This window comes from Mycobacterium sp. NGS66 (assembly GCF_059812225.1).
In genome coordinates this window covers 354,136-379,662 of sequence record NZ_JCALCG010000003.1, presented here as the reverse complement: position 1 = coordinate 379,662, position 25,527 = coordinate 354,136, and the positions used below count along the sequence as shown (strand labels likewise).

Here is a 25,527-nt window from a genome sequence, read left to right as displayed (position 1 = left end):
CTTCGCCACAGAATGCGACGTGATTGGCAGCCGACCGGCTGGTGCTCGCAAGGACGGAACCGGCTGACGCGACAGCTTTCCCACGATTTGCGACACAATGAGTCCGTGACGCAAGCCGGTGAGCGATCGCGCGTGATGGTCATCGTCGTCTTCGACGACGTGACGATGCTGGACGTCGCAGGAGCGGGCGAGGTGTTCGCCGAGGCCAACCGGTTCGGCGCCGACTACCGACTCAGGATCGCATCCGTGGATGGGCGCGATGTCACCACCTCGCTCGGCACCAGGTTGGGTGTCACCGATGCCATCTCGGCGATCCAGTGTGCCGACACGGTCATGGTCGCCGGCAGCGACAACCTGCCGCGCCGAGCGATTGATCCCGAGCTCGTCGATGCAGTCAAGTCGATTGCCCAACGGACCAAACGCCTGGCCTCGATCTGCACGGGATCGTTCATCCTGGCCCAAGCGGGCCTGCTCAACGGCCGGCGCGCCACCACGCACTGGCATGATGCCCGGTTATTCGCCCGGGCCTTCCCGGACATCACCGTCGAGCCCGACGCGATCTTCGTGCGCGACGGAGATGTATTCACCTCGGCCGGGGTCTCCTCGGGGATAGACCTGGCGCTGGCGTTGGTCGAAATGGACCACGGCACCGATCTCACCCGAGAGGTGGCTCGATGGCTTGTGGTCTACCTCAAGCGCGCCGGTGGTCAATCCCAATTCTCGGTGCTGGTCGAAGCCGACCCGCCGCCGCAGTCTGCGCTGCGCAAGGTCACGGATGCAATCTCGGCCGATCCGGCAGCCAACCACAGCGTCAAGGCCCTTGCCGCGCGGGCGTCGTTGAGCACACGGCAGCTGACCCGGCTTTTCCAGGCCGAACTCGGGACGACACCGGCCCGGTATGTCGAGATGGTGCGCATTGATGCCGCCCGCGCCGCGCTCGATGCCGGCCGCACCGTCGCCGACACCGCGCGCGTCGCTGGGTTCGGCAGCCCCGAAAGCCTCCGCCGGGTTTTCGTCGACCACCTCGGTGTCTCACCCAAGGCCTACCGGCAGAGGTTTCGCACCGCATCAGGCGGATAGACCGACGTAACCTAGTGCCGCCCAAGGTCTTTCGTTTCCGATTCAGGATCTCCGCGTCGGCCCGGAACCGCATCAGGCATACTGTTCCCCCGTGCACATCGACGTGATGACCGTTCCGCAGCCGCTGAGCAAGATCGGCGACCTGGCCCGTCGGACACAGGCGGCCGGTTTCTCCGGCCTGCTGTTCACCGAGACCGGTCGCACGGCGTATCTGAATGCCGCCGTCGCATCGCAAGCCGCGCCGGGCCTCGAGCTGTCCACCGGGGTTGCGGTTGCATTTCCGCGCAGCCCGTTCGTCACCGCGGCCGCGGCGTGGGAGCTGCAGGAAGCCACGGGCGGAAAGTTCCGGCTCGGTCTCGGCACCCAGGTGCGCACCCACGTGGTGCGCCGCTACGGCATGCCCTTCGAGCCCCCCGGTCCGCGATTGCGCGACTACGTCCGTGCCGTGAAGGCATGTTTCGCCGCTTTCCGAACCGGGACGCTCGATCACCACGGCGAGTTCTACGAGCTCGACTTCATCACTCCGCAATGGAGCGCGGGCCCCATCGACGCGCCAGACCCCAAAGTCGATGTTGCAGCGGTGAATTCGTGGATGCTGCGGATGGCGGGCGCGGTAGCCGACGGCGTGCACGTCCACCCGCTTGGCGAGCCCGGCTATCTCACCCGGCATGTCGTGCCCGAGGTCGCCGAGGGGGCGGCCAAGGCGGGGCGCTCGCCGTCGGACATCGCGGTGATCGTTCCGGTGATGACAATCGTCGGCGACAGCGACGAAGAGCGCGCCAACCAACGAGAGTTGGTGCGGGCCAGCATGAGCTTCTACGGCAGCACCCCCAACTACGCGTTCATTTGGGACGAAGCGGGTTTCGAGGGCACTACCGCCCGGATTCGGGAAAAGCAGAAGGCCGGTGACTTCGCCGGCATGGCCGCGCAGATTACCGACGAACACATCGCCGTCTTCGCCACCGAGTCGACCTGGGACGGCTTGGCCGACGCGCTCACCGACAAATACGCCGGGATCGCAACCCGTCTGGTGCTGTACAACGCGGTGGGCGACCCCGAGCGCTTCGAGCGCTACGGCGAGGTCGCCCGTCGGCTGCAGCGCTAGCACCCGCGAGCGGGCGCAAATTGCCGGGATTTATGGCATATCGGTGTACATTTGCGCGCGCTCGCGACGGCAGCTACTTGGTGTTGTTGTACTTGTTGATCGCGTCATCGAGGCGCTGCAGCGCGGCCCCGTAGGCACCGAAGTCGCCCTTCTTCTGGGCCTCCCGCGCCGCACCGAGCGCGGCCTCAATCTCTTGTAGCGCAGCGGCTTTGGCCGCCGACAGAGTCACCGTTCCCTCGGGCGGCGGCGGCACTGCCGTCGGAGGCGCGGGTGGTGCCGGCCCGACCGCCGGCGCCGGGGCATTCGGCGGCGGCTTCGGCGGTCCGCCGCCCTCGGTGGGTTCGATGCCGGTTGCGGCAGCGCCGGCCCCCGGCCCGAACAATCTGTCCAGGGCCTCGCCGACCGTCGGGCCGTATCCGATCTTGTCGTTGTACATCATCGCCACCCGGATCAGCCGCGGGTACGACGAGGCGGCGTCGCTGCTGCCCGGGGAGGCATAGACCGGTTCCACATACAACAGGCCGCCCTGGGCCACCGGCAGTGTGAGCAGATTGCCCCACTTGATCCGGTTCTGGTTGTCCCGCCCGATCACACCGAGATCCTGCGACACCGCCGTATCGGTGGTGATCGCGTTGTTCGCCAACTTCGGGCCGTTGACATTACCCGGGATCGTGAGCACCGTGATCTTGCCGTACGTCGCGGGATCGCAGCTGGCGCTGATGTAGGCGGACAGGAATTCCGCCCTTAACTTGTTCATCGCACTGGTCAGCTGATAGGACGGCGAATTGTCGTTCTTCAGAATGTTTTTCGCGACGATGTAATAGGGCGGCTGAAAACTGCTGGCGGTCGGATTCGGGTCCAGCGGCACGTCCCAGAAATCCGACGAGTTGAAGAAGGTCCCCGGGCGGTCCGGCGGCACGTGGTACTTGGCCAGGATCTTGCGCTGCACCTTGAACAGGTCTTCGGGATAACGCAGGTGATCTCGAAGCTCGGGCGTGATCTCGCTCTTCGGCTTGACCGTTCCTGGGAAGACCCGCATCCAGGCTTTGAGGACCGGGTCTTGTTCGTCTTGTTGGTAGAGCGTGACCGTCCCGTCGTAGGCGTCCACCGTGGCCTTGACCGAATTGCGGATGTAGGACACCTGCTTGTCGGGGGCCAGCCGGTTAAACGCCACCTCGGTGGAATCCGCGGTCGCCGTCGACAGTGAGGTGAGTTCGGAATACGGGTAGTTGTCCAGCGTGGTGTACCCGTCGATGATCCACACCAGCCGCTTGTTGACGATCGCCGGGTACACCGCACTGTCAGCCGTCAGCCATGGCGCCACAGCCTCCACCCGCTGCGCGGGGTCGCGGTTGAACAATATCCTGCTGTTGGAGCCAATCACGCTGGAAAACAAGAAGTTTCGTTCGGCGAACTTGGCGGCGAACACACTGCGGGATATCCAGCTGCCGATAGGGACCCCACCGGCGCCGCTGTAGGTGTTCCGCTTGGTGTCGGTATTGGTCTCGTAGTCGTATTCGCGGTCGTCACCGTTCTTGCCGACGATCGCGTAGTCGGCGGCGGTGTTGGATATCACCGGGCCGAAGTAGATCCGCGGCTGATCCAGCGGCGCAGGGCCGGTCGGCGCCGCATTCGGCCCGACCACGTTGACGAGGAACTGAGGGTAGCCGCCGTTCTGATTCGGGTCGCTGGCGATACCGCGCACCGTGTTGGCCGGCGACGCCACGAATCCGTTGCCGTGCGTGTACACGGTGTGCCGGTTGATCCAGTCCCGCTGATTGTCGATCAACCGGTCCGGGTTGAGTTCCCGTGCCGCCACGACGTAGTCGCGCAGGGCGCCGTTGCGGTCCAGGTAGCGGTCGATGGACAACTGCTCGGGGAAGTAATAGAAGTTCTTGCCCCGCTGGAATTGGGTGAATGCCGGGCTGATGATCGTCGGGTCGAGCAGCCGGATGTTCGAGGTGGTAGCCCGGTCGGCGGCCACCTGCTGCGCCGTTGCCGGAGCGTCGCCGCTGTAGTTCCGGTAACTGACGATGTCGTCGGTCAGTCCGTAGGCCTGCCGGGTGGCGGTGATGCTTCGGCTGATGTACTCGCTTTCCTTGCGCACCGCGTCGGGTCTGGCGATGAGCTGCTCGACCACCACTGGCCAGCCGACACCCACAATCAACGACGACAGCAGCAACAACACCAGCCCGATCGCGGGGATTCGCAAGTCCCGCAACGTAATCGCGGAGAAAACCGCGGCCGCGCAGATCAGCGCGATCGTCATCAGGATCAGCTTGGCCGGCAACACGGCGTTGATGTCGGTGTACCCGGCGATCTTGGTGTATCCGCTACCACCGGTGGACCGCTCGCGGACGTGCCACAGCAGCTCATAGCGGTCCAGCCAATAGGCGACCGCCTTGAGCAGCACCAGCACGCCGACCAGGCTGACCAGCTGGATACGCGCAGAGCGGCTCAGTGCGCCGGTGCGCCCGGCCAACCGGATACCGCCGAAGATGTAGTGCGCCAGCAGGTTCGCCAGGAAGGCCAGGAAAACGGCGACGAACAGATAGGTCAGCACCAGTCGATAGAACGGCAATTCGAAGGCGTAGAAGCCGAGGTCCTTGCCGAACTGCGGATCCCGGATGCCGAAGTCGCCGCCATGCAGGAACAGCTGGACGCGAACCCAGTAGCTTTGCGCGATGATTCCGGCGACCAGGCCGATCGCCGCCGGGATCCCGATGCCCACCAGGCGCAGCCGGGACAGCACGAAGGTGCGGTAGCGCGCCACCGGATCGTTCTCGTTGCTCGGGACGAAGACCGGACGGGTGCGGTACGCCAGCATCAGACCGGCCGAGACGATGCCGCCCACCAACAGACCCGCCACCAGAAACACCACCAGGCGAGTCACCAGCACGGTGGTGAACACCGAGCGGTAGCCGAGTTCACCGAACCAGAGCCAGTCCACGTAGGCGTCGATCAATCGTGGCCCCGCGAGCAGCAGCACGATCACACCGAGCGCGATCACGATCAGGATCCGGCTACGCCGGGTCAGTTTCGGCATCCGTGCGGCGGGCCGCATTCCCACTAGCTACGCTCCCTGCTCTTCCCCGGCCGGTTGCTAGAGACCGGTTGCTAGAGATTTGTCAGACCGTCACAACTCTACGCACCGCCGCGCCACCCTGATCGGCTAGCAACTCGGGGGCTGATGGCCCGAGGTCATCGCGTGCAACGCGTCCACCGCCTGAGTCAGGGTTTCCACCTTGACCAGGCGTAGGCCGGTCCGGTTGTCGGAGGCGGCTTCGTAGCAGTTTTTGGCGGGCACCAGAAAAACCGTGGCACCGGCGGCACGGGCCGCGACCATCTTGTGGGTGATGCCGCCGATTTGGCCGACCTTGCCGTCGACGGAGATGGTGCCGGTCCCCGCGACGAACATGGAGCCGGCCAGGTCACCGTTGGTGAGCTTGTCGACGACGGCCAGGCTGAACATCAGTCCGGCCGAGGGACCGCCGATGTTGGCGAGGTTGAAGTCCACCACGAACGGCGCCCATGGCGCGTCGAGCACCGAGACACCCAAAAAGCCATAGTCGCGATCTTTGTTGGAGCCCAGCTTGATCTGGACGACACCGGCCGGTTCGTTCTTGCGCCGGTAGTCGATCGTCACCGTCTGCCCGGGCTTGGTGTTCTTCAGCAACGCGGTGAACTGTTCGACGTTGGCGACCGGGGTGCCGTCGACCATGTCGATGGCATCACCGGTTTTCAGCTTGCCCGCCGACGGACTGGAATCGGTGATCTTGGCGACGGTGACCGCGGGCGGGTACTTCAGATACCCCAGGGCGGCGTAGGCGGCGCTGTCCTCGGACTGCTTGAAATCGGCGTTGTTCGCCTTGTCGACCTCGTCACGCGACTTGCCCGGAGGGTAGATCAGATCGCGCGGCACCAGCTGTTCGTCCCCCGAGAGCCATAAGGTCAGGGCTTCCCCGAGGGTCAGATCGTCACGCTGGGACACCGTCGTCATGTTGAGGTGCCCCGAGGTGGGGTGGGTTTGGGTGCCTTCGATGTGGACTATCTGCTTGCCGTCGTACTCGCCGAGCGTGTCGAAGGTGGGGCCGGGACCCAGCGATACGAAGGGCACCGTCACCGCCGCGAGCAAGACGCCGAAGACCACAATCGGCACCAGCGCGACGATCAAGGTCAAAATCCGCCTGTTCACGCCGCCAAGACTAGACGCCGGCCCAGCACGCCCGTTCAGCTACGAGCGTGACCTGTGACCGCGCTTTCCGGGCGGCCCTTGAGTACCGTTGACGGTATGGCTGACCCGCCTTTCGGCTTCTCCTCGGGAGACGACTCGTCAAAGGACGATTCGGGAGAACACCGGAAGAAAAATCCCGATTCCGGTTCTGCAGGTCAGGACCCGCTGGCCGCGTTCGGCATCAGTGGCGACTTCGGCATCGGCGACCTCGGCCAAATCTTCACCCAGCTGGGCCAGATGTTCAGCAACGCCGGCACCGTAATGGCCGGGGGCCAGGCGTCGGGACCGGTCAACTACGACCTTGCGCGACGAGTCGCCACCAGCTCGATCGGGTTCGTCGCCCCCATTCCGGCCACCACGAACTCGGCGATCGCCGACGCGGTACACCTCGCCGAAACCTGGTTGGACGGGGCCACTGCCCTGCCCGCAGGCACCACGACGGCGGTGGGATGGAGCCCGAGCGACTGGGTGGACAACACCCTGGAGACCTGGAAACGGCTGTGCGATCCGATGGCCGAACAGATCTCCACCGTGTGGGCGTCGTCGTTGCCCGAGGAAGCCAAGAGCATGGCCGGGCCGCTGCTGTCGATGATGTCGCAGATGGGCGGCATGGCCTTCGGCTCGCAACTGGGCCAAGCGCTGGCCCGGTTGTCGCGCGAGGTGTTGACCTCGACCGAAATCGGTTTACCTCTGGGCCCCAAAGGTGTGGCGGGCATACTGCCGGACGCCGTCGAATCGTTCGCCTCGGGTCTGGAGCGGCCGCGCAGCGAGGTGCTGACCTTCCTGGCCGCCCGCGAGGCGGCGCATCACCGGTTGTTCAGCCACGTGCCCTGGCTATCAAGCCAGTTGCTGGGAGCGGTAGAGGCCTATGCCAAGGGCATGCAGATCGACATGAGCGGGATCGAAGAGCTGGCCCGCGACTTCGATCCGTCGTCGCTGACCGATCCCGCGGCAATAGAGCAGCTGCTCGGTGAGGGAGTGTTCGAGCCCAAAGCCACGCCGGCGCAGACGCAGGCCCTGGAACGACTCGAGACGCTGCTCGCGCTGATCGAGGGGTGGGTCCAGGTGGTGGTGACGGCAGCACTGGGCGACCGGATCCCGGGGGCCGCCGCGCTCAGCGAGACGCTGCGCCGGCGCCGGGCCAGCGGCGGCCCGGCCGAGCAGACGTTCGCGACGCTGGTGGGGCTGGAGCTGCGGCCACGCAAGCTGCGCGAGGCCGCCGAGTTGTGGGATCGGCTGACGCAGGCCGTCGGCGCGGACGCCCGCGACGCCGTCTGGCAACACCCGGATCTGCTGCCCACCGCGGCGGACCTCGACGAACCGGCCGGGTTCATCGACCACATCATCGGCGGGGACACCAGCGGTATCGACGAGGCGATAGCAGAACTGGAACGAGAAGGCGACCGGGACAACCCCGAGGCCGGCGGTCCTGTGGATAGCTGAGGCGGCGTAAGCCCCCGTCCTGGCACAGTCTCAATTCATGCCGCCATCGGTGCCCTCGCTGTATGCGCTGGACCCCGCGATGCCGGTGCTGCTGCGGCCGGACGGCGCCGTACAGGTCGGCTGGGATCCCCGCCGCGCCGTGCTGGTTCGTCCGCCCTGCGGCCTGACAGCGCCGGAGTTGGCCACGCTGCTGAGGTCGATGCGTTCCCCGACAGCGATCTCCGAGTTGCGGCGGCGGATCGGGGGCCGCAGCCCGGTGGACACCGCCGGCCTGGCGAACCTGGTCGCGCAGCTGGTCGGCGCCGGCGTCGCCACCCGGGGACACCCCAGCCGGCAGGCCCGGGGCCGGGCCGCGTCGATCCGGGTGCACGGCCGCGGCCCGTTGTCGGACCTGTTAGTGGAGGCGCTGCGCTGCTCCGGGGCCCGGATCAGGCACACCCGTCAGCCTCATGCCGCCGTGACGCCCGCCGAAGCGGATCTGGTGGTGTTGACGGACAACCTCGTCGCCGACCCGCGCATGATCCGTGATTTGCACAGCCACGGCGTCGCGCATCTGCCCGTCCGGGTACGTGACGGCACCGGACTGGTGGGGCCGCTGGTCATCCCCGGCGAAACCAGCTGCCTGGGCTGCGCGGATCTGCATCGCAGCGATCGCGACGCCGCGTGGCCGGCCATCGCCGCCCAATTGCGCGACACCGTAGGGGTGGCGGATCGCGCCACGCTGCTGGCCACCGCGGCGCTGGCCCTCAGCCAGGTGAACCGCGTGATCGCCGCGGTGCGTGGACAGCGCGAGGTGCCCGATCCCGGGCCGCCGGCGGCTCTCAACGCCACCTTGGAGTTCGACCTCAACGCCGGCTCGATCGTCGCGCGACGCTGGACCAAACATCCGTTGTGCTCGTGCTGACGCGGGCTTGCGTCCGCCCGGTCAACCCTGGCGTCCCTGCTCCGGGACATTGCTGGAAATCGAGGCATACGCCCTGGCCAGGTCGTCCAGAACGGTCTCGGTCAGGGTGTGCTCGTTGCGGTGTCTGTCTAGCGTCTCGATGATCGCCCTGAACAGCGCGTCGGCGGCGTCGTGCTGAGTTTGCTTGGCTGACATGGTTTTCTGCCGTACCACCCTTTCGATTGAGTCGCAGAATTGTATGCCGGGCAGAACCGGAAGCGCCCGACGAAGCCGGGCCTGCAGGTGCTTTTGCGTCTGCCGGCCGTACTTGCGGTCATTCCGAGCCAGCCGTCATGGATGATGGGTGTGTGTCAGACATCAAACGTGGCGGCGCTGCCCGCAATGCGAAGCTGGCCAGCATCCCGGTCGGCATGGCCGGCCGGGCGGCCCTGGGATTCGGAAAGCGGCTGACCGGCAAGTCGAAAGACGAGGTCAACGCCGAGCTGATGGAGAAGGCCGCCAACCAGCTGTTCACCGTGCTGGGTGAGCTCAAGGGCGGGGCCATGAAGGTCGGCCAGGCGCTGTCGGTGATGGAAGCCGCCATTCCCGAGCAGTTCGGCGAGCCCTACCGCGAAGCGCTGACCAAGCTGCAGAAGGATGCCCCGCCGCTGCCGGCCCACAAGGTGCATCGGGTGCTCGACGGACAGTTGGGCACCAAGTGGCGGGACCGGTTCAGCTCGTTCGACGACACCCCGGTGGCTTCGGCCAGCATCGGACAGGTGCACAAGGCGGTGTGGTCAGATGGCCGCCAAGTGGCCGTCAAAATTCAATACCCGGGTGCCGACGAGGCGCTGCGTGCCGACCTGAAAACGATGCAGCGGTTGGTCGGGGTGTTCAAGCAGCTCGCCCCGGGCGCCGACGTGCAAGGCGTGGTCGACGAGCTGATCGAGCGCACCGAGATGGAACTCGATTACCGGCTCGAGGCCGACAACCAGCGTGCTTTCGCCAAGGCCTACGAAGGCCATCCCCACTTCCTGGTGCCGCACATCGTGGCGAGCGCGCCCAAGGTGGTGATCCAGGAATGGATCGACGGCATACCGATGGCGCACATCATCCGCGACGGGACACCCGAGCAGCGCGACCGCGTCGGCACCCTGCTGCTCGAGCTCACCTTCGACGCGCCGCGCCGGCTGGAGATGCTGCACGGCGATGCCCACCCCGGAAACTTCATGCTGCTGCCCGACGGCCGGATGGGCGTCATCGACTTCGGCGCCGTGGCGCCGTTGCCCGGCGGCTACCCCATCGAGCTGGGGATGACCATTCGGTTGGCCCGGGACAAGAATTACGACCTGCTGTTGCCGACCATGGAGAAGGTCGGGTTCATCCAGCGCGGCCAGCAGGTGTCGGTTCGCGACATCGACGAGATGCTGCGCCAGTACGTCGAACCCATCGAAGTCGAGGTGTTCCACTACACCCGCAAGTGGCTGCAGAGGATGACGGTGAGCCAGCTGGACCGCTCGGTGAGTCAGATCAAGACGGCCCGGCAGATGGACCTGCCGCCCAAGCTGGCGATACCGATGCGGGTGATCGCCTCGGTGGCCGCCATCCTGTGCCAGCTGGACGCGCATGTCCCGATCAAGCGGCTGTCCGAGGAGCTGATTCCGGGTTTCGTCGAGCCCGACACCGCCGTCGTTTAGCTTTCGGTCGCCCGCTCGGGTTTCGCGAGACTGCAACTACCGACGTCCGCTCTCGGAGAATGCGTCGGTAGTTGCATTTTCGCGGGTCAGGCGGCGACAGAGTGCTTACGGGGTCGGCCGCGCGGACGCTTGCGGCTCACGATCGCGCCTCGCTCGAAGATCTCACCGCCCCACACACCCCAGGGCTCCGCACGGTCCAGCGCTGCCGCCAGACATTGGCGGCGGATCGGGCAGCTGGCGCAGAGCGCCTTGGCACGCTCCAGGTCGGACGGGGTCTCGGCGAACCACAGGTCGGGATCGCCGGCGTGACATGGCAACTCTGGCAGTGTCCTTCTGGGGACTGTCGGTGCCGACATGTCCTCTTCACCTGCTTCCTGGTCTGATTCGGTGATCCGGACCAGGTCGGGAAGTTTCCCGGAAACTGTGGCCACGGATCCTGGTGACTTCGGGTCCGTGGCCATCTGGCGAAAATCGGGTTCTTACATAACGCCTAGGTATGGCCCCGATTCACGGACGCGTCGGTCGCGGCTGCGGCGCGGTGCTTGCCCGCGGCCGCGGCGCTGGCGGCATGGGAGGCTTTCGCGGCCCAGGGAGCATAGGCCGGGGCAGCCACGGCTACGCCGAACGCGTTCATGGTGATCATCGGGGCCGCCCTCCTCTCCAGCTCGGCCGGAAAAATCCGGTTTCGAGGCTAACCGGTACCGGACGCTGGTGACAACCGATTTTCTGACCAGCGTGTTCGGCCTTCACCGGGCTTGGCGAACCAGCTCTAGTACATGCGGTCCGTACTGTTCGAGCTTGCGGGCGCCGATGCCGGGGATGGCAATCAGGGCGGCGTCGTCGTCGGGCAGCATTTCGGCTATCGCGATCAGAGTGTTGTCGGTGAAGACGACGTAGGGCGGCACCTTCTGCTCCTTGGCGATGTCCAGCCGCCAGGCCTTGAGTCGCAGCAACAAGTCCTCGTTGACGTTGCCGGCGCAGGATTCGCAGCGTCGCAGCAGGACGGCGGCGGGCGTGCTCAGAACGTTGTTGCAGATTCGGCACCGCGAAGGGCTGCCGCGGGCGCGCCGGGATTTGGTCGGCGCCGGATCGGACCTGGTCTGCGGCGCAATCCCATTCAGGAACCGCGACGGCTTGCGGCTCTGGCGCGCGCCCGGCGTCCTCGCCAGTGCCCAGCTGAGCGCCAAATGAATTCGGGCCCTGGTGATTCCGACGTAGAGGAGTCGGCGCTCCTCTTCGACAGGTTCGCTGTCGGCGCCGTGCGCCAAGGCGTGCGAAATGGGCAGTGTGCCGTCGGCCAGCCCGACCAGGAACACCGCATCCCACTCGAGGCCCTTCGCGGCGTGCAGTGACGCCAACGTGACGCCTTGCACAACGGGGGCATGCCGCGCGTCGGCCCGCATTCGCAGCTCGGCAAGCAGGCCCGGGAGGTCCAGCTGCGGACGCTGCGCCACCTCGCCGTCGACCAATTCGGCCAGGGCGCTCAACGCTTCCCAGCGATCCCGGGCACGGGTGCCGACGGGCTGCTCGGCGGTCAGCCCCAGTGGCTCGAGGATCATGCGGACCGCCTCCGGCAACGGGCCCGCCGTCCCGCGTTCGGCGGCGCGTTGCAGCGCCAGCAGTGCCTGCTTGATCTCCTGACGGTTGAAAAAGCCCTCGCCGCCGCGGACTTGATAGGCGATACCCGCCTCGGTCAGGGCCTCCTCGTAGACCTCGGATTGCGCGTTGACGCGGTAAAGGATGGCGATCTCGGACGGCGCAGTCCCGGATTCGATCAGCCGGGCGACCGACTTCGCCACGGCGGCGGCTTCGGCCGGTTCGTCCGGGTGCTCGTGAAACGACGGGCGGGGCCCGGCTTCGCGCTGGCCGGACAGCTGAAGCTTGCTCCCGGAAACTCGGCCCCGGGCGGCGGCGATCACCTGGTTGGCCAGCGACACCACCTGCGGTGTGGAGCGGTAGTCGCGCTCGAGCCGCACCACCGTGGCGTCTGGGAATCGCCGCGAGAAGTCGAGCAGGAACCGTGGTGATGCCCCGGTGAACGAGTAGATGGTCTGGTTGGCGTCGCCGACGACGGTCAGGTCATCGCGATCGCCCAGCCACGCCGAAAGCACCCGCTGCTGCAGCGGCGTGACGTCTTGATACTCGTCGACGACGAAGCAGCGGTAGCGGTCCCGGAACTCCTCGGCGACCGCGGCGTCGTTCTCGATGGCTGCCGCGGTGTGCAGCAGCAGGTCGTCGAAATCGAGCAGGCTGACCGTTTCGTCGCGGACTTTGAGAGCCTCGTACGCGGAGTAGACGGCGGCGATCTTCTCGGCGTCCATCGGGGTGTCGCGGCCGGCGGAGGCCACGGCCGTGACGTACTGCTCCGGGCCGATGAGCGACGCCTTGGCCCACTCGATCTCGCCGGCGAGATCCCGGACGTCGTCTGTGCTGGTGTTCAGCCTGGCGCGACTGGCCGCCCGGGCGACCACGGCGAACTTGGTGTCCAGCAGCTCCCACCGGGTGTCGCCGACCACCCGTGGCCAGAAGTAGCGCAGCTGGCGTCGGGCCGCCGCGTGGAACGTCAGCGCCTGCACCGCGCCGATATCGGTCTGCGCGGCCGAATCGAGCGCGCGCAGCCGAGAGCGCATCTCCCCCGCCGCGCGCTGGGTGAACGTCACCGCAAGAACCTGGCCGGCGGCGACGTGACCACTGGCGACGAGCTGGGCAATGCGGTGGGTGATCGTGCGGGTCTTGCCGGTTCCGGCGCCGGCAAGTACGCAGACCGGTCCGCGCGGAGCCAGCACTGCTTCGCGCTGCTCGTCGTCCAGCCCGGCGGTCAAGCGTTCGGCGACCATAGGCATGGGGTCCATCTTGGCAGTGGCAACCGACAAGGTGCGTGCACCGCCACGCCTTCGTACCCGGAATGCGTCGTCGCCGCGGTATGTTTAACCGGCCATGACCAATGCTGCGCTCACCATCTACACGACATCGTGGTGTGGCTTCTGCCATCGGCTCAAGACCGTCCTCAAGGCTGACGGGATCGCCTACAACGAGGTCGACATCGAAGACGACGCGGCGGCGGCCGAGTTCGTCGGTTCCGTCAACGGCGGCAACCGGACGGTTCCCACGGTGAAGTTTGCCGACGGCTCCACGCTGACCAACCCCAGCGCCGCCGAGGTCAAAGCGAGGCTGGCTGAGGTCGGCTAGTCCAGCGCCGCCCAGGATTCGATGATCACCCGGGCAATCGAAATCGACCCGGGCAGAAGGAGTTTCGACTCCGACGCGGTGGTCCAGTCGCCGGCGTCAAGGGCGGCCCGGACCTCGTCGCGGGTGAACCATGCCGCCTCGACGATCTCGCCGTCGTTGAACGAAAACGCCTGGTCCGGGTCTGCCACCGCGTGGAAGCCAACCATGAGCGAGCGCGGGAACGGCCAGGGCTGACTGCCCAGGTATCGCACGTCGCGAACGATGAGGCCGATTTCCTCGCGGATCTCCCGGGCGACACAGACCTCGAACGACTCGCCGGCCTCGACGAAACCGGCCAGCAGCGAGAACATCCGCTCCGGCCACATCGCCTGGCGCGCCAGCACGGCGCGGTCGGCGCCGTCATGGACCAGGCAGATGACCGCCGGGTCGATCCGCGGGAACTCCTCGTGCCCGGTGATCGGATTGATGCGCGACCAGCCCGCCCTCGCCGGCTTGGTCGGAGAACCGTCCACCGAGCTGAACCGTGCGCTGTCATGCCAATTCAGCAGCGCGGTGGCCGACGACACGAGTTGGCTACTGGTGTCGTCGAAGATCTTGCCGAGGCTGCGAAGGTTCACCACCTCGGTTCGAACTTCGGGATCCCTTGGCGCTTCCAGCGCACCCCGGATGGCCCAAACGTGCCGGCCGCCCTCGATGCGGCCCAGGAACACCGCTTCCGGCGGCGGCTTGTCGCCCAGCGCAGCGGCCTCGCCGAGGACCACCCGGCCGTTGGCGACGAGCACCTGGCTGCGCGAATCCACCCGCAACAGCGCCGCGTCCGGCCACCCCGCGGCGGCCGCCTCGACATCGGTGCGCAGTTGATCGGCGCGGTCGGCGCCGACGCGAGAGAGTAAAGGAATGCTGCTCAGCTGAAAGTCCACGATCACTAGTGCCCGACGTTTCGGATGTAGAGCAACCGGTCACTGGCCTCGATGGCATCCACCTCGGGCGCACCGATGCGGAGCAGATGGCCGTCGCGAACCACACCGAGCACGATGTCGCTCAGATGCCGCGGGGAGCCGCCGACCTCACTCTGCTCCACTTCCCGTTCGGCGATGGCCAAACCCTCGTCCGGGGTCAGCAGATCCTCGATCATGTCCACCACACTGGGCGTGGTGGTAGCCAGGCCGAGCAACCGGCCCGCCGTCTCGGAGGAGACGACTACCGAGTTCGCGCCCGATTGCCGTAGCAGGTGCTGATTCTCGGCCTCCCGGATCGCCGCCACGATCTTGGCGTTGGGCGCAATCTCCCGCGCGGTCAAGGTGACTAGCACCGCGGTGTCGTCACGACTGGTCGCGACGATGATCGCGGCCGCATGCTGGACGCCGGCCAGGCGCAACACGTCGGACTTGGTGGCGTCACCGTGCACGGTCACCAGACCTGCGGCCGCCGCGCGGTCCAGCGCAGCCCGATCGGTGTCGACGACGACTATTTCGCCTGGGACCATCTCGTCCCCGAGCATCGCGCCGATCGCCGTTTTGCCCTTGGTGCCGTACCCGATGACGACGGTGTGGTTGCGCACTCTGCTCCTCCAACGCTGGATCTTGAATGCCTGCCGGGACGTTTCGGTGACGACCTCCAGCGTCGTGCCGACCAACAAGATCAGGAAGGCGATCCGCAGCGGCGTGATGATCAAAACGTTCGTCAGGCGAGCGAACTCGGAAATGGGCGTTATGTCGCCGTAGCCGGTCGTCGACAGCGTCACCGCGGAGTAGTACAGGCAATCCAGGAACGTGAGTGGATCGCCCTGCGCGTCGTGGTAGCCAGCTCGATCGAGATAGACGGTGATGGCGCCGATCAGCAACGCCCCGAGGGCGATGGCTATCCGGCGGGAGATGATGCGAGCAGGGCCGACCTGCCCCTGAGGAATGCGCAGCACGCCGACAAGCGCGTAGCTGGGCTGGACGGTCAAACTCTCGTCGAGACGTCTCAGCCGCCGCCAGCTACCCTTCGGCACGGAAATCCGTCATCGCCTGGCTCCAGCGCACGACAAACATGTAACCACGATCAGGCGGTGGAAGGGCGACCGGAGTCGGCCAGCAGCCTGGCGAGCTCATCGACATCGGGCAGCTCATCGGGCACGACGGTGGTTCCGCTACGCACGTAGTGAAACGCGGTGCGCACCGACGCTTCCGGGCACCCAGTCAAGGCAGCCCACGCCAACCGGTAGACGGCCAGTTGGACGGCGGCCTGCCGCGTGGCCTCGCCGCCGCGCGGCGGCTCTCCGGTCTTCCAGTCGACCACGGTGGTCCCGCCGTCGGGGTCGGAAAACACCGCGTCGATGCGGCCACGCACGAGGGTGTCGCCGACAGTTATCTCGAACGGCACCTCGACGGCCACCGGGGTGCGCGCCGCCCACTGCGATGCGGCGAATGCCGCCTGCAATGCGGCGAGCTCCGCGTTGTCGCCGATGTCGGAATCCACCGCTCCGGGCAGGTCGCCCAGGTCGAACAGCAACTCGCCACCGTAGAACTGTTGGACCCAGGAGTGAAAGGAGTTGCCCAGCAACGCATGTGGGTCCGGCCGGGCCGGCAGCCGATAGATGAGGCGCTGTGCGGCGCCCGCGGGGTCGCGGGCCAGGTCCACCAGAGCACTGACCGACACCTGGCTGGGCAGCAGTTGGGTGTCCGGCGGTGTGGTGCTTGCGCGCTCGGCCAGTAGCGCATCGACGTCGGCGGCCCACCCTTCGAGGTCGGCACCGATCGAGTCGCCCTCGTCGACCGACGGCTCCGACATGGCCCGGGTGACCAGCGCGGCTCCTCGTTCGATATCGGCACGGCGCCCGGCCAGCGGATCGGCGGGCCAAATCGCCTCGACGACGCTGTCGCGCAGCGGATTTCGTTCCCCGTCCGCGGGCGCCGGCGTCCACTGCTCGACGACTCCGCAGGGCTCGCCGGCCGCAGCCGACCGGTCGATGATTTCCTTGATTTCGCACAGGAAATCCGACGGGCCGCGAGGCTTGATCCCGGTGGCACCCCAGTGATGCCCCGAGAGCAGCAAGGTGTCCTCGGCCCGGGTGACGCCGACGTACAGGAGGCGACGCTCTTCGTCGAGACGCCGTTGGTCGAGCTGGCGGCGATGCGCGAATATCTTGTCGGACAGTTGCTTTCGATTGGTGACATCGGAGGTGTCCAGCACCGGAATGCCAAGCGCACCGTGCTGGGCTCGATCGCCACGCAACAGAGGTGGGAGCTCCGCGGCATCGGTGAGCCAGGTGCTCCTGGACGCGGTCGACGGGAACGTTCCACCGGAAAGGTGCGCCAAGGCCACCACCTGCCACTCCAGACCTTTTGCGGCGTGCACGGTGAGAACCTGGACCCGGTCGGTGGCGACCACCGGCTGGGCGGGCGGCAACCCGTTTTCGACCGCTTCGGCCGCATCCAGATAGCCCAGCAGACCCGCGACCGAGGGGCTGCCCACCCGCTCCGCGTAGCTGGCGACCACATCGGCGAAGGCATCGAGATGAGCTGTGCCGCAATGATTTTCGGCGGAAGCCAGCGCCAAGACTTCGCAGTCGACACCCAGCACTCGGCGCACCTCGGTAACCAGATCGGGCAGGGAGCGGCCGAGGTGAGCGCGCAGGGCGCTCAACTCGCCGGCCAGTGCCCGGATGCGCCGGTATCCCGCGGGCGAATAATCGGCGGGCGGCCCGGGGTCGCTGATGGCGTCGGCCAGACACGCGGTATCCAGGTCGGAACCGGCCGCCAGCGCAATGGTCTCGGGCGAGAAGGCCACATCGGACGGTTCGTCGCCGAGCTTCCGCGCGCGCCGCCACAGTGCGGCGATGTCGCGCGCGGCCAGCCGCCAGCGTGGGCCGGCCAGCACCCGCATCGCCGCCGCGCCGGCGGTGGGATCGGCAACCAGGCGCAACATGGCGACCAGGTCGGCAACCTCGGGGACCGCCAGCAGGCCGGCCAGTCCGACCACCTCGACCGGTATTCCGCGGGCACGCAGGGCTTCGGCGATGGGCGCGGCGTCGGCGTTGCGCCGCACCAACACTGCGGCGGTCGGCGGGCTGACGCCGTCGGCCCGGGCTTGCCGGTATCGCTGGTCCAGATGTTCGGCGATCCATTCCCGTTCGGCTTGCACATCGGGCAGCAACGCACAGCGGACGCTGCCTGGTGGGGCGTCGGGGCGCGAGCGTAATGCCCGCACCGCCACCGATCGTCGCCGCGCCTCCGCCGATATGGCGTTGGCCAAATGCAGGGCCCGCGGCGGATTGCGCCAGCTGGTGCGCAGTTCCAGGACCGGGGCGGGAGTGCCGTCGGGCAAGGGGAAGTCGGTGGTGAACCGCGGCAGGTTGGTGGCCGATGCGCCTCGCCATCCGTAAATGGACTGGATCGGGTCGCCGACGGCGGTCAGCGCCAACCCATCGGCGTCAGCGTTCGAGCCGGCTCCGAACAGCGACGACAACGCGACGCGCTGGGCATGCCCGGTGTCTTGGTACTCGTCGAGCAGTACCACCCGGTACCGCTTCCGCAGGTCGGCGCCAACCTGGGGAAATGCCGCCGCCAGCCGTGCGGCACAGGCCATTTGCGCACCGAAGTCCATCACCTTCGCGGCGCGCATCCGGTCCTGCAGCGCGTCCAGCAGCGGCACCAACTCGGCGCGCTCCGTCTGGGCCGACAGCAATCGAAGCAGCCATTGGTTGGGGCCGCGGTCGCGCTGATACCGTCCGGCCGGCAGATGATGCACGAGCCGTTGCAGCTCCAGGTGGGTATCGCGCAACTGACGGGTGTCCACCAGGTGCTCGGCAAGCTGATTCCATAGCCGCAAGACGATCGAGGTCACGGCGGCCGGGCTTTTGTCGGTGCGCAGTTCGCCGCGGTAGCCGGTGACCACGTCGAATGCCAGCTGCCACAACTCTGTCTCGCCCAGCAGGCGGGTGTCGGGCTCGACGGGCAGCAGCAGCCCGTAGTCACGCAGCAGCGACCCGGCGAACGCGTGGTAGGTGCAGACCGTCGGCGATCCGCTGAAACTTGGCCCGGCGCCGGCTGCCGCAGGGCCCAGGCCGATGCCGGCCAACCGGTCCAGCCGGGACCGCACCCGGCGCTGCAGCTGACCGGCTGCCTTGCGGGTGAACGTCAAGCCCAACACTTGGCCCGGTTCGGCGTAGCCGTTGGCGACCAGCCACACCACCCGCGCGGCCATCGTCTCGGTTTTGCCGGCCCCGGCCCCCGCGATGACGACGAGCGGGCCGGGCGGCGCCGCGATGACTGCGGCCTGCTCGGCCGTGGGCGCGAAAAGCCCTAAGGCATGGGCTAATTCATCGGGGCTGTAGCGGGGCGTCATCATGGCGCTGACCCTTCGTGGGCCGGGCAAGAAGGTCGTATCGGGCAGTGCGTGCAACCGTCGTTGCGGCGGGCCACGAAATGCGGCCCGGCCGTCGCAGCCGCGGCCATTTCGATGAGGCTGCGCCAATGCTCGAGCGCCGCCGGCGTGAGCGGATCCTGTTCGCGTTCGACGACGCCATTGGCGCCGGTTTTGCCGAGATAGACCAAACGGGCACCGCCGGGCTCCGCACCGGCGGGCTGGGGGCACCTCCCGCTTGCGGGGGACATGCCCTCGGCCACCGCGAGCTGATACATGGCCATCTGCGCGTGTTGTTGCGCGTCGTCCTTGCTGACCGGCGCTTTTCCGGTCTTGAGGTCGACGACCACCAGCCGGCCGGCGCCGTCGCGCTCGAGCCGGTCGACCCGGCCCCGCAATCGCAAGTTCGTCAGGGCTCCATCGAGGTCCACCTCGACGCCGACCTCGGTCAAGTCGCGGCGGGTCTGGGCGCGCCACTCGACGAATGCGTGGATCATGGCCCGGTGCCGGGCCAGCTCGTTGGCCGAATACCACTGGGCGTCGAAGGGCAAATGCGGCCAGATCCGGTCAAGCTCGTCCAGCAGTTGTGCTTCCGTCTTGCCCGGTTCGGCGATCAGCGCGTGCACCAGCGACCCGACGGCGGAGCGCAGCTCGCGCGGATTGGTGCCGCCGTGGCGTTCGGCAAGCCAGCGCAGCGGGCAGTCGATGAGGGTCTGCAATGTCGACGGCGTCAGGGTTACCGACCCGTCGTCGCGGCGCAACGGTTCGCCGGTGCTGAGTGGGATCAGGCCATGCCAGCCGGCCGGGTCGGCGCCCGGCACACCGGCTTTGGCCAGCCGGCCCAATTGCCTTGCCGCACAACGACGCACCGCTACGTCCACCGCCCCGTCCGGAGCGCACACCACCCCGCGCAACCGGCCGACCAGCGCTGTCGCCGACAATATGCGCGGCGCTGCGATCGGTTGCGCCGCAACGGGATCACTACCTTCGGCCAGTTGCGCGAGCTCGGAGAAGAACACCGACGGCAGCGCGGCCTCTGACCCGGGTCCGTCCGCGTCGCTGACTACGGCCGTCACCAGCAACCGCCGCCGCGCCCGGCCCATCGCCGCCACCAGCAGCCGGCGCTCCTCAGCGATCAGCGGCGCCCACATCGAGGCGTCCGCGGTGACACCGTCGAGTTCGTCGACCAGCCGCTGGGTCCCCAGCACACCGCCACGCGGAGTCGTGTTGGGCCACAGGCCATCTTGTAGCCCGGCGATCACCACCAGATCCCATTCCTGCCCCAGCGCCGCGTGCGCGCTGAGCACTCGGACCTGCTCGCCGCGCGACTCCCGGTCGGGATCGACGCCGGGCAGCTGCAGCGCCGCTACGTGGTCGACGAGCCCACGCAAGGTGGCACCGGACGTGCGCGAGACGTAGTGATCGGTGATGTCGAACAGCGCAGTCACGGCGCTGAGGTCCCTGATGGCCTGCGCGCCCGCCGGGCCGCCGCGCTCGGCGGCCGCCAGCCAACGTCGCTGCAGACCCGACCGGTGCCACGCCGCCCACAGCGTGTAACGCGGGTCTTGCCCGTCCCGGTGGCAACGCGCGGCCGCGTCCAGCACCGCACGCACCCGCCGCAACGGGGCCGGCAGCGGCTCTTCTCCGGTGAGGGATTCGACCAGCAGATCACCGAGTTTTTCCGGCGGTCGGTCGGCCCTGCCGCGCCGAAGCGTGCGGCGTATCCGGCGAAGCGAGACCGGATCGACGCGGCCGATGGGCCCGGTCACCAATGCCAGTGCACCGTCACCGTCGAGGCCGTCTGCGGTCGCTGCCAAGACGGTGATCAGCGCTTGTGCCGCGGGTTGCGACGAAACCGGCCCGCCGTCCGCGGGGATTGCCACCGGCACCCCGGCAGCGGCCAACGCGCGCGGCAACCGTGCGGCGGCTCGCGGCACCGACCTGACGATTACCGCCATCTGCGACCAGGGCACCCCGTCGATCAGGTGCGCTCTGCGCAGCGCATCCGCGATTATCGCCGCCTCGGCCTGCGCGGAGGCCGCGAGGCGCACGATGACCGATCCGTCCTCGCTGCCAGTCCCGTCAATCTGCCGGCCGGCACTGGCGCCGGGCAGTCTGCGCGCTATGCCGCTGACGGCTCGCGCGACCGCCGGCGTGCAGCGATGCGACACCGTCAGCGTGATCGCGGGACTGTCGATGGCGAGTAAGCCCGCGGGTTCGCCGCCCCGGAACCCGAACACCGCCTGATTGGGATCGCCTGCCGCCAAAGACAATTCGGCGCCCGAGGCCAACACCCGAATCAGGCGCGCGGCCTGCGGGTCGAGTTGCTGCGCGTCATCGACCAACAGAACCCGCACCCTGGCGCGCTCGGCGGCCAGCAGCTCCGGGTCGAGCGCGAACGCCTCGAGCGCCGCGCCCACAAGTTCGGCGGCGCTCAGTGCCGGCGCCGTTGCCTGCGGCGCCGCCGTACCGACCGCTGCCCGCAGCAACATCACCTGCTCGTACTGGCGGGCGAACTGGCCGGCGGCGGTCCATTCTGGACGAGCACAACGTCGACCCAGCCGCTGCAACTCCAGCGGGTCCACGCCGCGTTCGGCGCAGCGCGCCATCAGGTTTCGCAGTTCGGTGGCGAAGCCCGCGGTGCTCAGGGCAGGCCGCAGATGCACCGGCCAGGCGGTCGCGGCGGCTGATCCGTCGGCGATGTCTCCGGCCAGCAGCTCCCGGATGATCGCGTCTTGTTCGGCGCTGGTGATCAGCCGCGGGGGCGCCCCGCCGGCGCGCTCGGCGGCACGCCGCAACACGGCGTAGGCGTAGCTGTGCACGGTACGGACCAACGGCTCGCGGACCGCAGCACGACCGGGGCGCCCGTCGCGTGCTTGCAGCAGGGCCGCCGTCAGGGTGCTGCGGGCACGTGTCCCGATGCGGCCCGAACCGGTAAGCAGCAGAACCGATTCCGGGTCGACGCCGGCGTTGACTCGAGCAACCGCAACGTCAACCAGCAGGCTGGTTTTACCGGTCCCGGGTCCGCCGAGCACCCGGATCAGACCGCGCGCCCCCGGTTCCAGGGCGGCGGCCGCCTCGGCATCCCACGTGTATGGCATGGCGCCATGACATCACGGGGGTCCGACAGGTATCGTTCGCCCGCTTAGAGCGGTCGTCCGGTTACCGCATCGTTCCAGCGGTTGGGCGGGGCGTCGCCTCGCTTGAATGCGGCCTGCAAGAGCTGGCCGTCGAACCCCTGCGGAGCGGTGCCGGTAACGGCGTACTGGTACACCGCGACGCGGAAAATCTGGCTGAGTGCACTCGAGACGAACGACACGATCAGAACGGCAACGACCGTCGCAGCCAAGATGGCCGCACCGACGGGCCACAATCCGCTAGCCAGCAGCGCGGCACCACCGGCGCCGCCGACGAGCACGATGAACAGGGTGACCAGAAAGCTCACCACGCCTATCGTGGCCGCTCCCGTCGCGCCCTCGCCCCATCTCGCCTTGACGACGGCCACCGAGCGTTTCAGCGAGTCAATCGGGCCGGTACCTTCCAGAGCCAGCACCGGGATCACAAAAAACGTTGCGATCGCCCATGCGGCGCCGACGATATCGGCCACAATCCTGCCGACGAACCCGAAGCGCTCCTCGACCGCGCGCAGGATCAGCCCCACCGTGGTCGTCACCAGTGTCCAGCCCAGAATCGGGCCGACCCGCTGCCAGGCTGCGCTGAACCCCTCACTGATCTTGGTGTCCTCCCCGCGCATCGAGCGCATCGCGCAGGCAGCCAGCGCGACGTTGAAAAAGATCACAATGAACGTCGACACGTATGCCGTCGCAACCCCGGCGGCGTAAAGGACGGGATCGTGCCTATTCAGGTGATTGCCCTCGAACAGGCCCCGCGCTGCCGCAGCAGGCAGACATATCGCGGCCATGGCGACCAACGCGAAAATGGTTGACAGAATTGGAAATATCACCAGCGAACGGTCATTCTTCAGAACGACCCAGCTTTGGACTGTCAGCTCCCAACCACGCTGGATCCTGCCCATCTCACGCTCCCGATGCGTCGTCGCCGCTGTGCACGAAATTCGCCGGCGCGGCGTTGTGAGCGGATATCCTAGCCCGCGGCGTCGGCTACGGATAGTTCTCGGCGCGAGCGGCGGAAAATGGCGAGAGCAGGCTCTTTGGGGCGTGCACTCGGGCGTCGCCGTCCGGATACTAAAAGCTCGGGTGTCGAAACGGCCGAATGGAGGTACACCACCCTGTGCCGAGCCCTGTGCTAACGCACGCCGACGAACAAGGGAGGGTTTCCAACGTGAACAACGTGGGAGGTTTCATGCCGTCTGACGAAGTGCCCGAAGCCGATGCGGTCGAACAGCAGCGGCCGGCAGAGTTCGCCGACGATACGGACCTCGACACCTCCTACCTGACGACGACGAATCGCGAAGCCAACGAAGCCGACCTGATCGAGCAGGCTTTAGAGGTTCCCGTTGCGGACGACGAAAGGGATATCGACTACTGATAATGGCGCCAGACCTCCTTTTCGCACGCGGGGCTGAAGCTGGCACCATCGACGCGTGACCGCCGACCTTCATGTGCATCGCTTCGGTCCGCCCGGCCCGGCGCGGATGTTGGCCCTACACGGACTGACCGGCCACGGGGGGCGATGGCGGCACCTGGCCGGTTATGTGCCCGAAATCGCCGTTGCCGCACCGGATCTGCTCGGCCACGGCAGATCGTCGTGGGCGGCGCCGTGGAGTATCGACGCTAATATCGCCGCGCTGTCTGCCCTGCTCGACGAGGAAGCCGGCAGCCCGGTGCTGGTGGTTGGGCACTCGTTCGGCGGGGCTCTCGCCATGCATCTGGCCGCGGTCCGTCCGGAGCGAGTGGCCGCGCTGTTGCTCCTTGACCCGGCCGTCGGCCTGGACGGTAAGTGGATGAGCGAGATCGCCACCGCAATGTTCTCGTCGCCCGACTACGCCGACCCGGCCGAGGCCCGTCGGGAGAAGGCGGCCGGATCCTGGGCGGACGTGGACCCCGCGGTGCTCGATGCCGACCTCGACGAACACCTGGTCGCTCTGCCGAACGGACGGCACAGCTGGCGCATCAGCCTGCCGGCGATGATGTCCTATTGGAGTGAGCTGGCCCGGGACGTGGTGCTACCCCCCGCGGGAACGCCGACGGTCCTGGTCCGCGCCGCGTGGACGTCGCCGCCCTATGTCAGCAACGAACTCATCGCAAGCCTGCGGGAACGGTTGGACGGCGACTTCGAGCTGCTGGATTTCGAGTGCGACCACATGGTGCCGCATGCCAAGCCCCTGGACGTCGCCGCGCTGATCCGCAAGCAGTTGGCAGAGCGCTAGCCATGGCGCCGGTCACCGACGAGCAGGTCGAGCGGGTGCGTTTCCTGGTCGCTGCCATACCGCCCGGCCGGGTCGCCACATACGGCGATATTGCCGCCGTCGCAGGGCTTTCCAGTCCGCGCATCGTGGGCTGGATCATGCGGACCGACTCCTCGGACCTACCTTGGCACCGGGTGATCACTGCTTCGGGCCGTCCGGCGCGGCATCTGTCCACCCGGCAGCTGGAGCTGCTGCGCGCCGAGGGAGTGCTCAGCGTCGACGGCAGAGTCGCGCTGAGCGAAGTCCGCCACGACTTCCCGCGCGGGATCTAGAGCACCAGCCGGACCAGGGCTGCGGTGCGGGCGAGACCGGGAAACGCCTCGGCGGTGGACCGTGGGTGCAACGCATGGACGGCGAGCCGAAACATTAACGCCCGCAACAACATCTGTGGCCACTCCGGCAGCGCGTTCCAGCGCTCGATGAGTCCGTCGTCGGCTTCGCCCCAGGACAACGCGTCGATGACGACGACGGCCGCCGCCCATGACGCGGGCCGCCAGTATGGCGTGATATCGGTGATACCCGGCGCCGCGCTGCCGATGAAAAGCACTGTGCCGTAAAGATCTCCGTGCACCAGCTGGTTGGGACTCTTGGTCGGCTTGCGCAGGCCGGCGAGCTGCTTGATCATGTCGATCGATTGCTCGGCGTCGGCGGTTGCGGGTGCGGTAATTGCCCCCGGCGGCACCGACTGCAACGGCCGCTCTTCCCACGCCGCCCGGTCCGCGGCGATGAAGACGTCGACCTCACCCCATGGCACCGAGGGTCCTTGAGTCAGGAATCGAGGGCGTTCCAGTTTGCCTGTCGCCTCGTGCAGGCGCACCGCCGCGGAGACGACCTCATCGTGCCTAGGTTCCGGCTTGCCGGCGACGAATGTGTCTGCCCGCCAGCCGGAAACGACGTATCGCCCGTCGGTCGAACGGACCGGCCGGGCTAACCGCACGCCGTCGACGAACAACGTCTCGCGCACCCGGGCCGACCACGCCGCACGGGCGTTGTCGGCCACCAGCGACAGGACGACTTCCCCGCATCGCCAGCCGTCTTCCCATCCAGCACCCAAGCGAATCGGCTGAACGCCGCTCAAACCGAATGCCACCAGCACGTGTTCGGGCGGTGGCTCGACATTCACACCGGCCAGCCTAGTAGAGGGCGCCTGTGGCGATC

Annotated in this window: 20 protein-coding genes; 9 read left to right on the top strand and 11 right to left on the bottom strand. The window is 67.6% G+C overall.

Features of this window, described 5'->3' with window-relative positions; translation table 11 throughout:
- The first annotated feature begins 135 nt into the window (after nt 1–135).
- On the top strand, nt 136–1,080 hold the full coding sequence (locus tag AC5Y2L_RS09625) for a GlxA family transcriptional regulator (RefSeq protein WP_499933879.1): 945 nt from the start codon (nt 136–138) through the stop codon (nt 1,078–1,080).
- A gap of 91 nt (nt 1,081–1,171) precedes the next feature.
- Nucleotides 1,172–2,185: a TIGR03617 family F420-dependent LLM class oxidoreductase gene (locus AC5Y2L_RS09620; RefSeq protein WP_499933324.1), complete on the top strand. Its 1,014-nt coding sequence runs from the start codon at nt 1,172–1,174 to the stop codon at nt 2,183–2,185.
- Nucleotides 2,186–2,258: 73 nt separating this feature from the next.
- Here AC5Y2L_RS09620 and AC5Y2L_RS09615 read toward each other — a convergent pair whose 3' ends face one another.
- Both AC5Y2L_RS09615 and AC5Y2L_RS09610 read right to left on the bottom strand, forming a co-directional pair.
- Nucleotides 2,259–5,255 carry a UPF0182 family protein gene (locus AC5Y2L_RS09615; protein WP_499933326.1) on the bottom strand — a complete coding sequence of 999 codons (2,997 nt, stop codon included), beginning with the start codon at nt 5,253–5,255 and terminating at the stop codon, nt 2,259–2,261.
- Nucleotides 5,256–5,357: 102 nt separating this feature from the next.
- Nucleotides 5,358–6,380, bottom strand: coding sequence for a YlbL family protein (locus AC5Y2L_RS09610; RefSeq protein ID WP_499933328.1), 1,023 nt, complete (start codon nt 6,378–6,380; stop codon nt 5,358–5,360).
- Nucleotides 6,381–6,476: 96 nt separating this feature from the next.
- Here AC5Y2L_RS09610 and AC5Y2L_RS09605 point away from each other — a divergent pair, with 96 nt between their 5' ends.
- Together AC5Y2L_RS09605 and AC5Y2L_RS09600 are read left to right on the top strand one after the other, a co-directional pair.
- Nucleotides 6,477–7,862: a zinc-dependent metalloprotease gene (locus tag AC5Y2L_RS09605; RefSeq protein WP_499933330.1), complete on the top strand. Its 1,386-nt coding sequence runs from the start codon at nt 6,477–6,479 to the stop codon at nt 7,860–7,862.
- Between the two features lie 37 nt (nt 7,863–7,899).
- A complete protein-coding gene (locus AC5Y2L_RS09600; protein WP_499933332.1) occupies nt 7,900–8,766 on the top strand; it encodes a cyclodehydratase in 867 nt (288 codons plus the stop codon).
- A gap of 21 nt (nt 8,767–8,787) precedes the next feature.
- Here AC5Y2L_RS09600 and AC5Y2L_RS09595 read toward each other — a convergent pair whose 3' ends face one another.
- Entirely contained in the window at nt 8,788–8,961 is a 174-nt protein-coding gene (locus tag AC5Y2L_RS09595) for a hypothetical protein (RefSeq protein WP_499933334.1), read from the bottom strand.
- Nucleotides 8,962–9,098: 137 nt separating this feature from the next.
- Here AC5Y2L_RS09595 and AC5Y2L_RS09590 point away from each other — a divergent pair, with 137 nt between their 5' ends.
- Nucleotides 9,099–10,442 (top strand): macrolide-binding ATPase MABP-1, encoded by a 1,344-nt coding sequence (locus AC5Y2L_RS09590; RefSeq protein ID WP_499933336.1) that lies wholly within the window; start codon nt 9,099–9,101, stop codon nt 10,440–10,442.
- Between the two features lie 86 nt (nt 10,443–10,528).
- Here the strand turns inward: AC5Y2L_RS09590 and AC5Y2L_RS09585 are convergent, their stop codons facing one another.
- Together AC5Y2L_RS09585 and AC5Y2L_RS09580 are read right to left on the bottom strand one after the other, a co-directional pair.
- On the bottom strand, nt 10,529–10,798 hold the full coding sequence (locus AC5Y2L_RS09585; protein ID WP_499933880.1) for a WhiB family transcriptional regulator: 270 nt from the start codon (nt 10,796–10,798) through the stop codon (nt 10,529–10,531).
- A 390-nt stretch (nt 10,799–11,188) separates the two neighbouring features.
- A complete protein-coding gene (locus AC5Y2L_RS09580) occupies nt 11,189–13,285 on the bottom strand; it encodes an ATP-dependent DNA helicase UvrD2 (protein WP_499933338.1) in 2,097 nt (698 codons plus the stop codon).
- Nucleotides 13,286–13,379: 94 nt separating this feature from the next.
- Here AC5Y2L_RS09580 and mrx1 point away from each other — a divergent pair, with 94 nt between their 5' ends.
- Nucleotides 13,380–13,631 (top strand): mycoredoxin Mrx1, encoded by a 252-nt coding sequence (mrx1, locus tag AC5Y2L_RS09575; RefSeq protein WP_499933340.1) that lies wholly within the window; start codon nt 13,380–13,382, stop codon nt 13,629–13,631.
- Here mrx1 and nudC read toward each other — a convergent pair.
- Genes nudC through AC5Y2L_RS09550 form a run of 5 tightly spaced genes read right to left on the bottom strand, consistent with a single transcriptional unit; the run spans nt 13,628 to nt 22,944 of the window.
- Nucleotides 13,628–14,551 (bottom strand): NAD(+) diphosphatase, encoded by a 924-nt coding sequence (nudC, locus tag AC5Y2L_RS09570; protein ID WP_499933342.1) that lies wholly within the window; start codon nt 14,549–14,551, stop codon nt 13,628–13,630. The two genes, mrx1 and nudC, sit on opposite strands and share 4 nt — an antisense overlap.
- 5 nt (nt 14,552–14,556) lie before the next feature.
- Nucleotides 14,557–15,627: a potassium channel family protein gene (locus tag AC5Y2L_RS09565; protein ID WP_499933344.1), complete on the bottom strand. Its 1,071-nt coding sequence runs from the start codon at nt 15,625–15,627 to the stop codon at nt 14,557–14,559.
- A gap of 50 nt (nt 15,628–15,677) precedes the next feature.
- Nucleotides 15,678–18,962 (bottom strand): ATP-dependent helicase, encoded by a 3,285-nt coding sequence (locus tag AC5Y2L_RS09560; protein WP_499933881.1) that lies wholly within the window; start codon nt 18,960–18,962, stop codon nt 15,678–15,680.
- Nucleotides 18,962–22,081, bottom strand: coding sequence for an ATP-dependent helicase (locus AC5Y2L_RS09555; RefSeq protein WP_499933346.1), 3,120 nt, complete (start codon nt 22,079–22,081; stop codon nt 18,962–18,964). Before AC5Y2L_RS09555 ends, AC5Y2L_RS09560 begins: the two co-directional genes overlap by 1 nt.
- Before the next feature lie 44 nt (nt 22,082–22,125).
- On the bottom strand, nt 22,126–22,944 hold the full coding sequence (locus AC5Y2L_RS09550; protein ID WP_499933348.1) for a DUF6159 family protein: 819 nt from the start codon (nt 22,942–22,944) through the stop codon (nt 22,126–22,128).
- A gap of 359 nt (nt 22,945–23,303) precedes the next feature.
- On the opposite strand from AC5Y2L_RS09550, the gene AC5Y2L_RS09545 reads away from it, so the two are divergent.
- Genes AC5Y2L_RS09545 through AC5Y2L_RS09535 form a run of 3 tightly spaced genes read left to right on the top strand, consistent with a single transcriptional unit; the run spans nt 23,304 to nt 24,641 of the window.
- Nucleotides 23,304–23,489: an Rv3202a family protein gene (locus tag AC5Y2L_RS09545; RefSeq protein WP_499933350.1), complete on the top strand. Its 186-nt coding sequence runs from the start codon at nt 23,304–23,306 to the stop codon at nt 23,487–23,489.
- Between the two features lie 55 nt (nt 23,490–23,544).
- Complete coding sequence (locus AC5Y2L_RS09540; RefSeq protein ID WP_499933352.1) at nt 23,545–24,330, top strand: alpha/beta fold hydrolase; 786 nt, start codon at nt 23,545–23,547, stop codon at nt 24,328–24,330.
- A 2-nt stretch (nt 24,331–24,332) separates the two neighbouring features.
- Nucleotides 24,333–24,641 (top strand): MGMT family protein, encoded by a 309-nt coding sequence (locus AC5Y2L_RS09535; protein ID WP_499933354.1) that lies wholly within the window; start codon nt 24,333–24,335, stop codon nt 24,639–24,641.
- Here AC5Y2L_RS09535 and AC5Y2L_RS09530 read toward each other — a convergent pair.
- Nucleotides 24,638–25,492: a TIGR02569 family protein gene (locus AC5Y2L_RS09530; RefSeq protein WP_499933356.1), complete on the bottom strand. Its 855-nt coding sequence runs from the start codon at nt 25,490–25,492 to the stop codon at nt 24,638–24,640. The genes AC5Y2L_RS09535 and AC5Y2L_RS09530 overlap by 4 nt on opposite strands.
- Nucleotides 25,493–25,527: the final 35 nt, after the last annotated feature.

Coding starts and splice junctions, on each gene's coding strand:
- AC5Y2L_RS09625 (WP_499933879.1), top strand. CDS start 136: ATGGTCATCGTCGTCTTCGACGACGTGACGATGCTGGACGTCGCAGGA.
- AC5Y2L_RS09605 (WP_499933330.1), top strand. CDS start 6,477: ATGGCTGACCCGCCTTTCGGCTTCTCCTCGGGAGACGACTCGTCAAAG.
- AC5Y2L_RS09600 (WP_499933332.1), top strand. CDS start 7,900: ATGCCGCCATCGGTGCCCTCGCTGTATGCGCTGGACCCCGCGATGCCG.
- AC5Y2L_RS09595 (WP_499933334.1), bottom strand. CDS start 8,961: ATGTCAGCCAAGCAAACTCAGCACGACGCCGCCGACGCGCTGTTCAGG.
- AC5Y2L_RS09590 (WP_499933336.1), top strand. CDS start 9,099: ATGGATGATGGGTGTGTGTCAGACATCAAACGTGGCGGCGCTGCCCGC.
- AC5Y2L_RS09585 (WP_499933880.1), bottom strand. CDS start 10,798: ATGTCGGCACCGACAGTCCCCAGAAGGACACTGCCAGAGTTGCCATGT.
- AC5Y2L_RS09580 (WP_499933338.1), bottom strand. CDS start 13,285: ATGCCTATGGTCGCCGAACGCTTGACCGCCGGGCTGGACGACGAGCAG.
- mrx1 (WP_499933340.1), top strand. CDS start 13,380: ATGACCAATGCTGCGCTCACCATCTACACGACATCGTGGTGTGGCTTC.
- AC5Y2L_RS09560 (WP_499933881.1), bottom strand. CDS start 18,962: ATGACGCCCCGCTACAGCCCCGATGAATTAGCCCATGCCTTAGGGCTT.
- AC5Y2L_RS09555 (WP_499933346.1), bottom strand. CDS start 22,081: ATGCCATACACGTGGGATGCCGAGGCGGCCGCCGCCCTGGAACCGGGG.
- AC5Y2L_RS09545 (WP_499933350.1), top strand. CDS start 23,304: ATGCCGTCTGACGAAGTGCCCGAAGCCGATGCGGTCGAACAGCAGCGG.
- AC5Y2L_RS09535 (WP_499933354.1), top strand. CDS start 24,333: ATGGCGCCGGTCACCGACGAGCAGGTCGAGCGGGTGCGTTTCCTGGTC.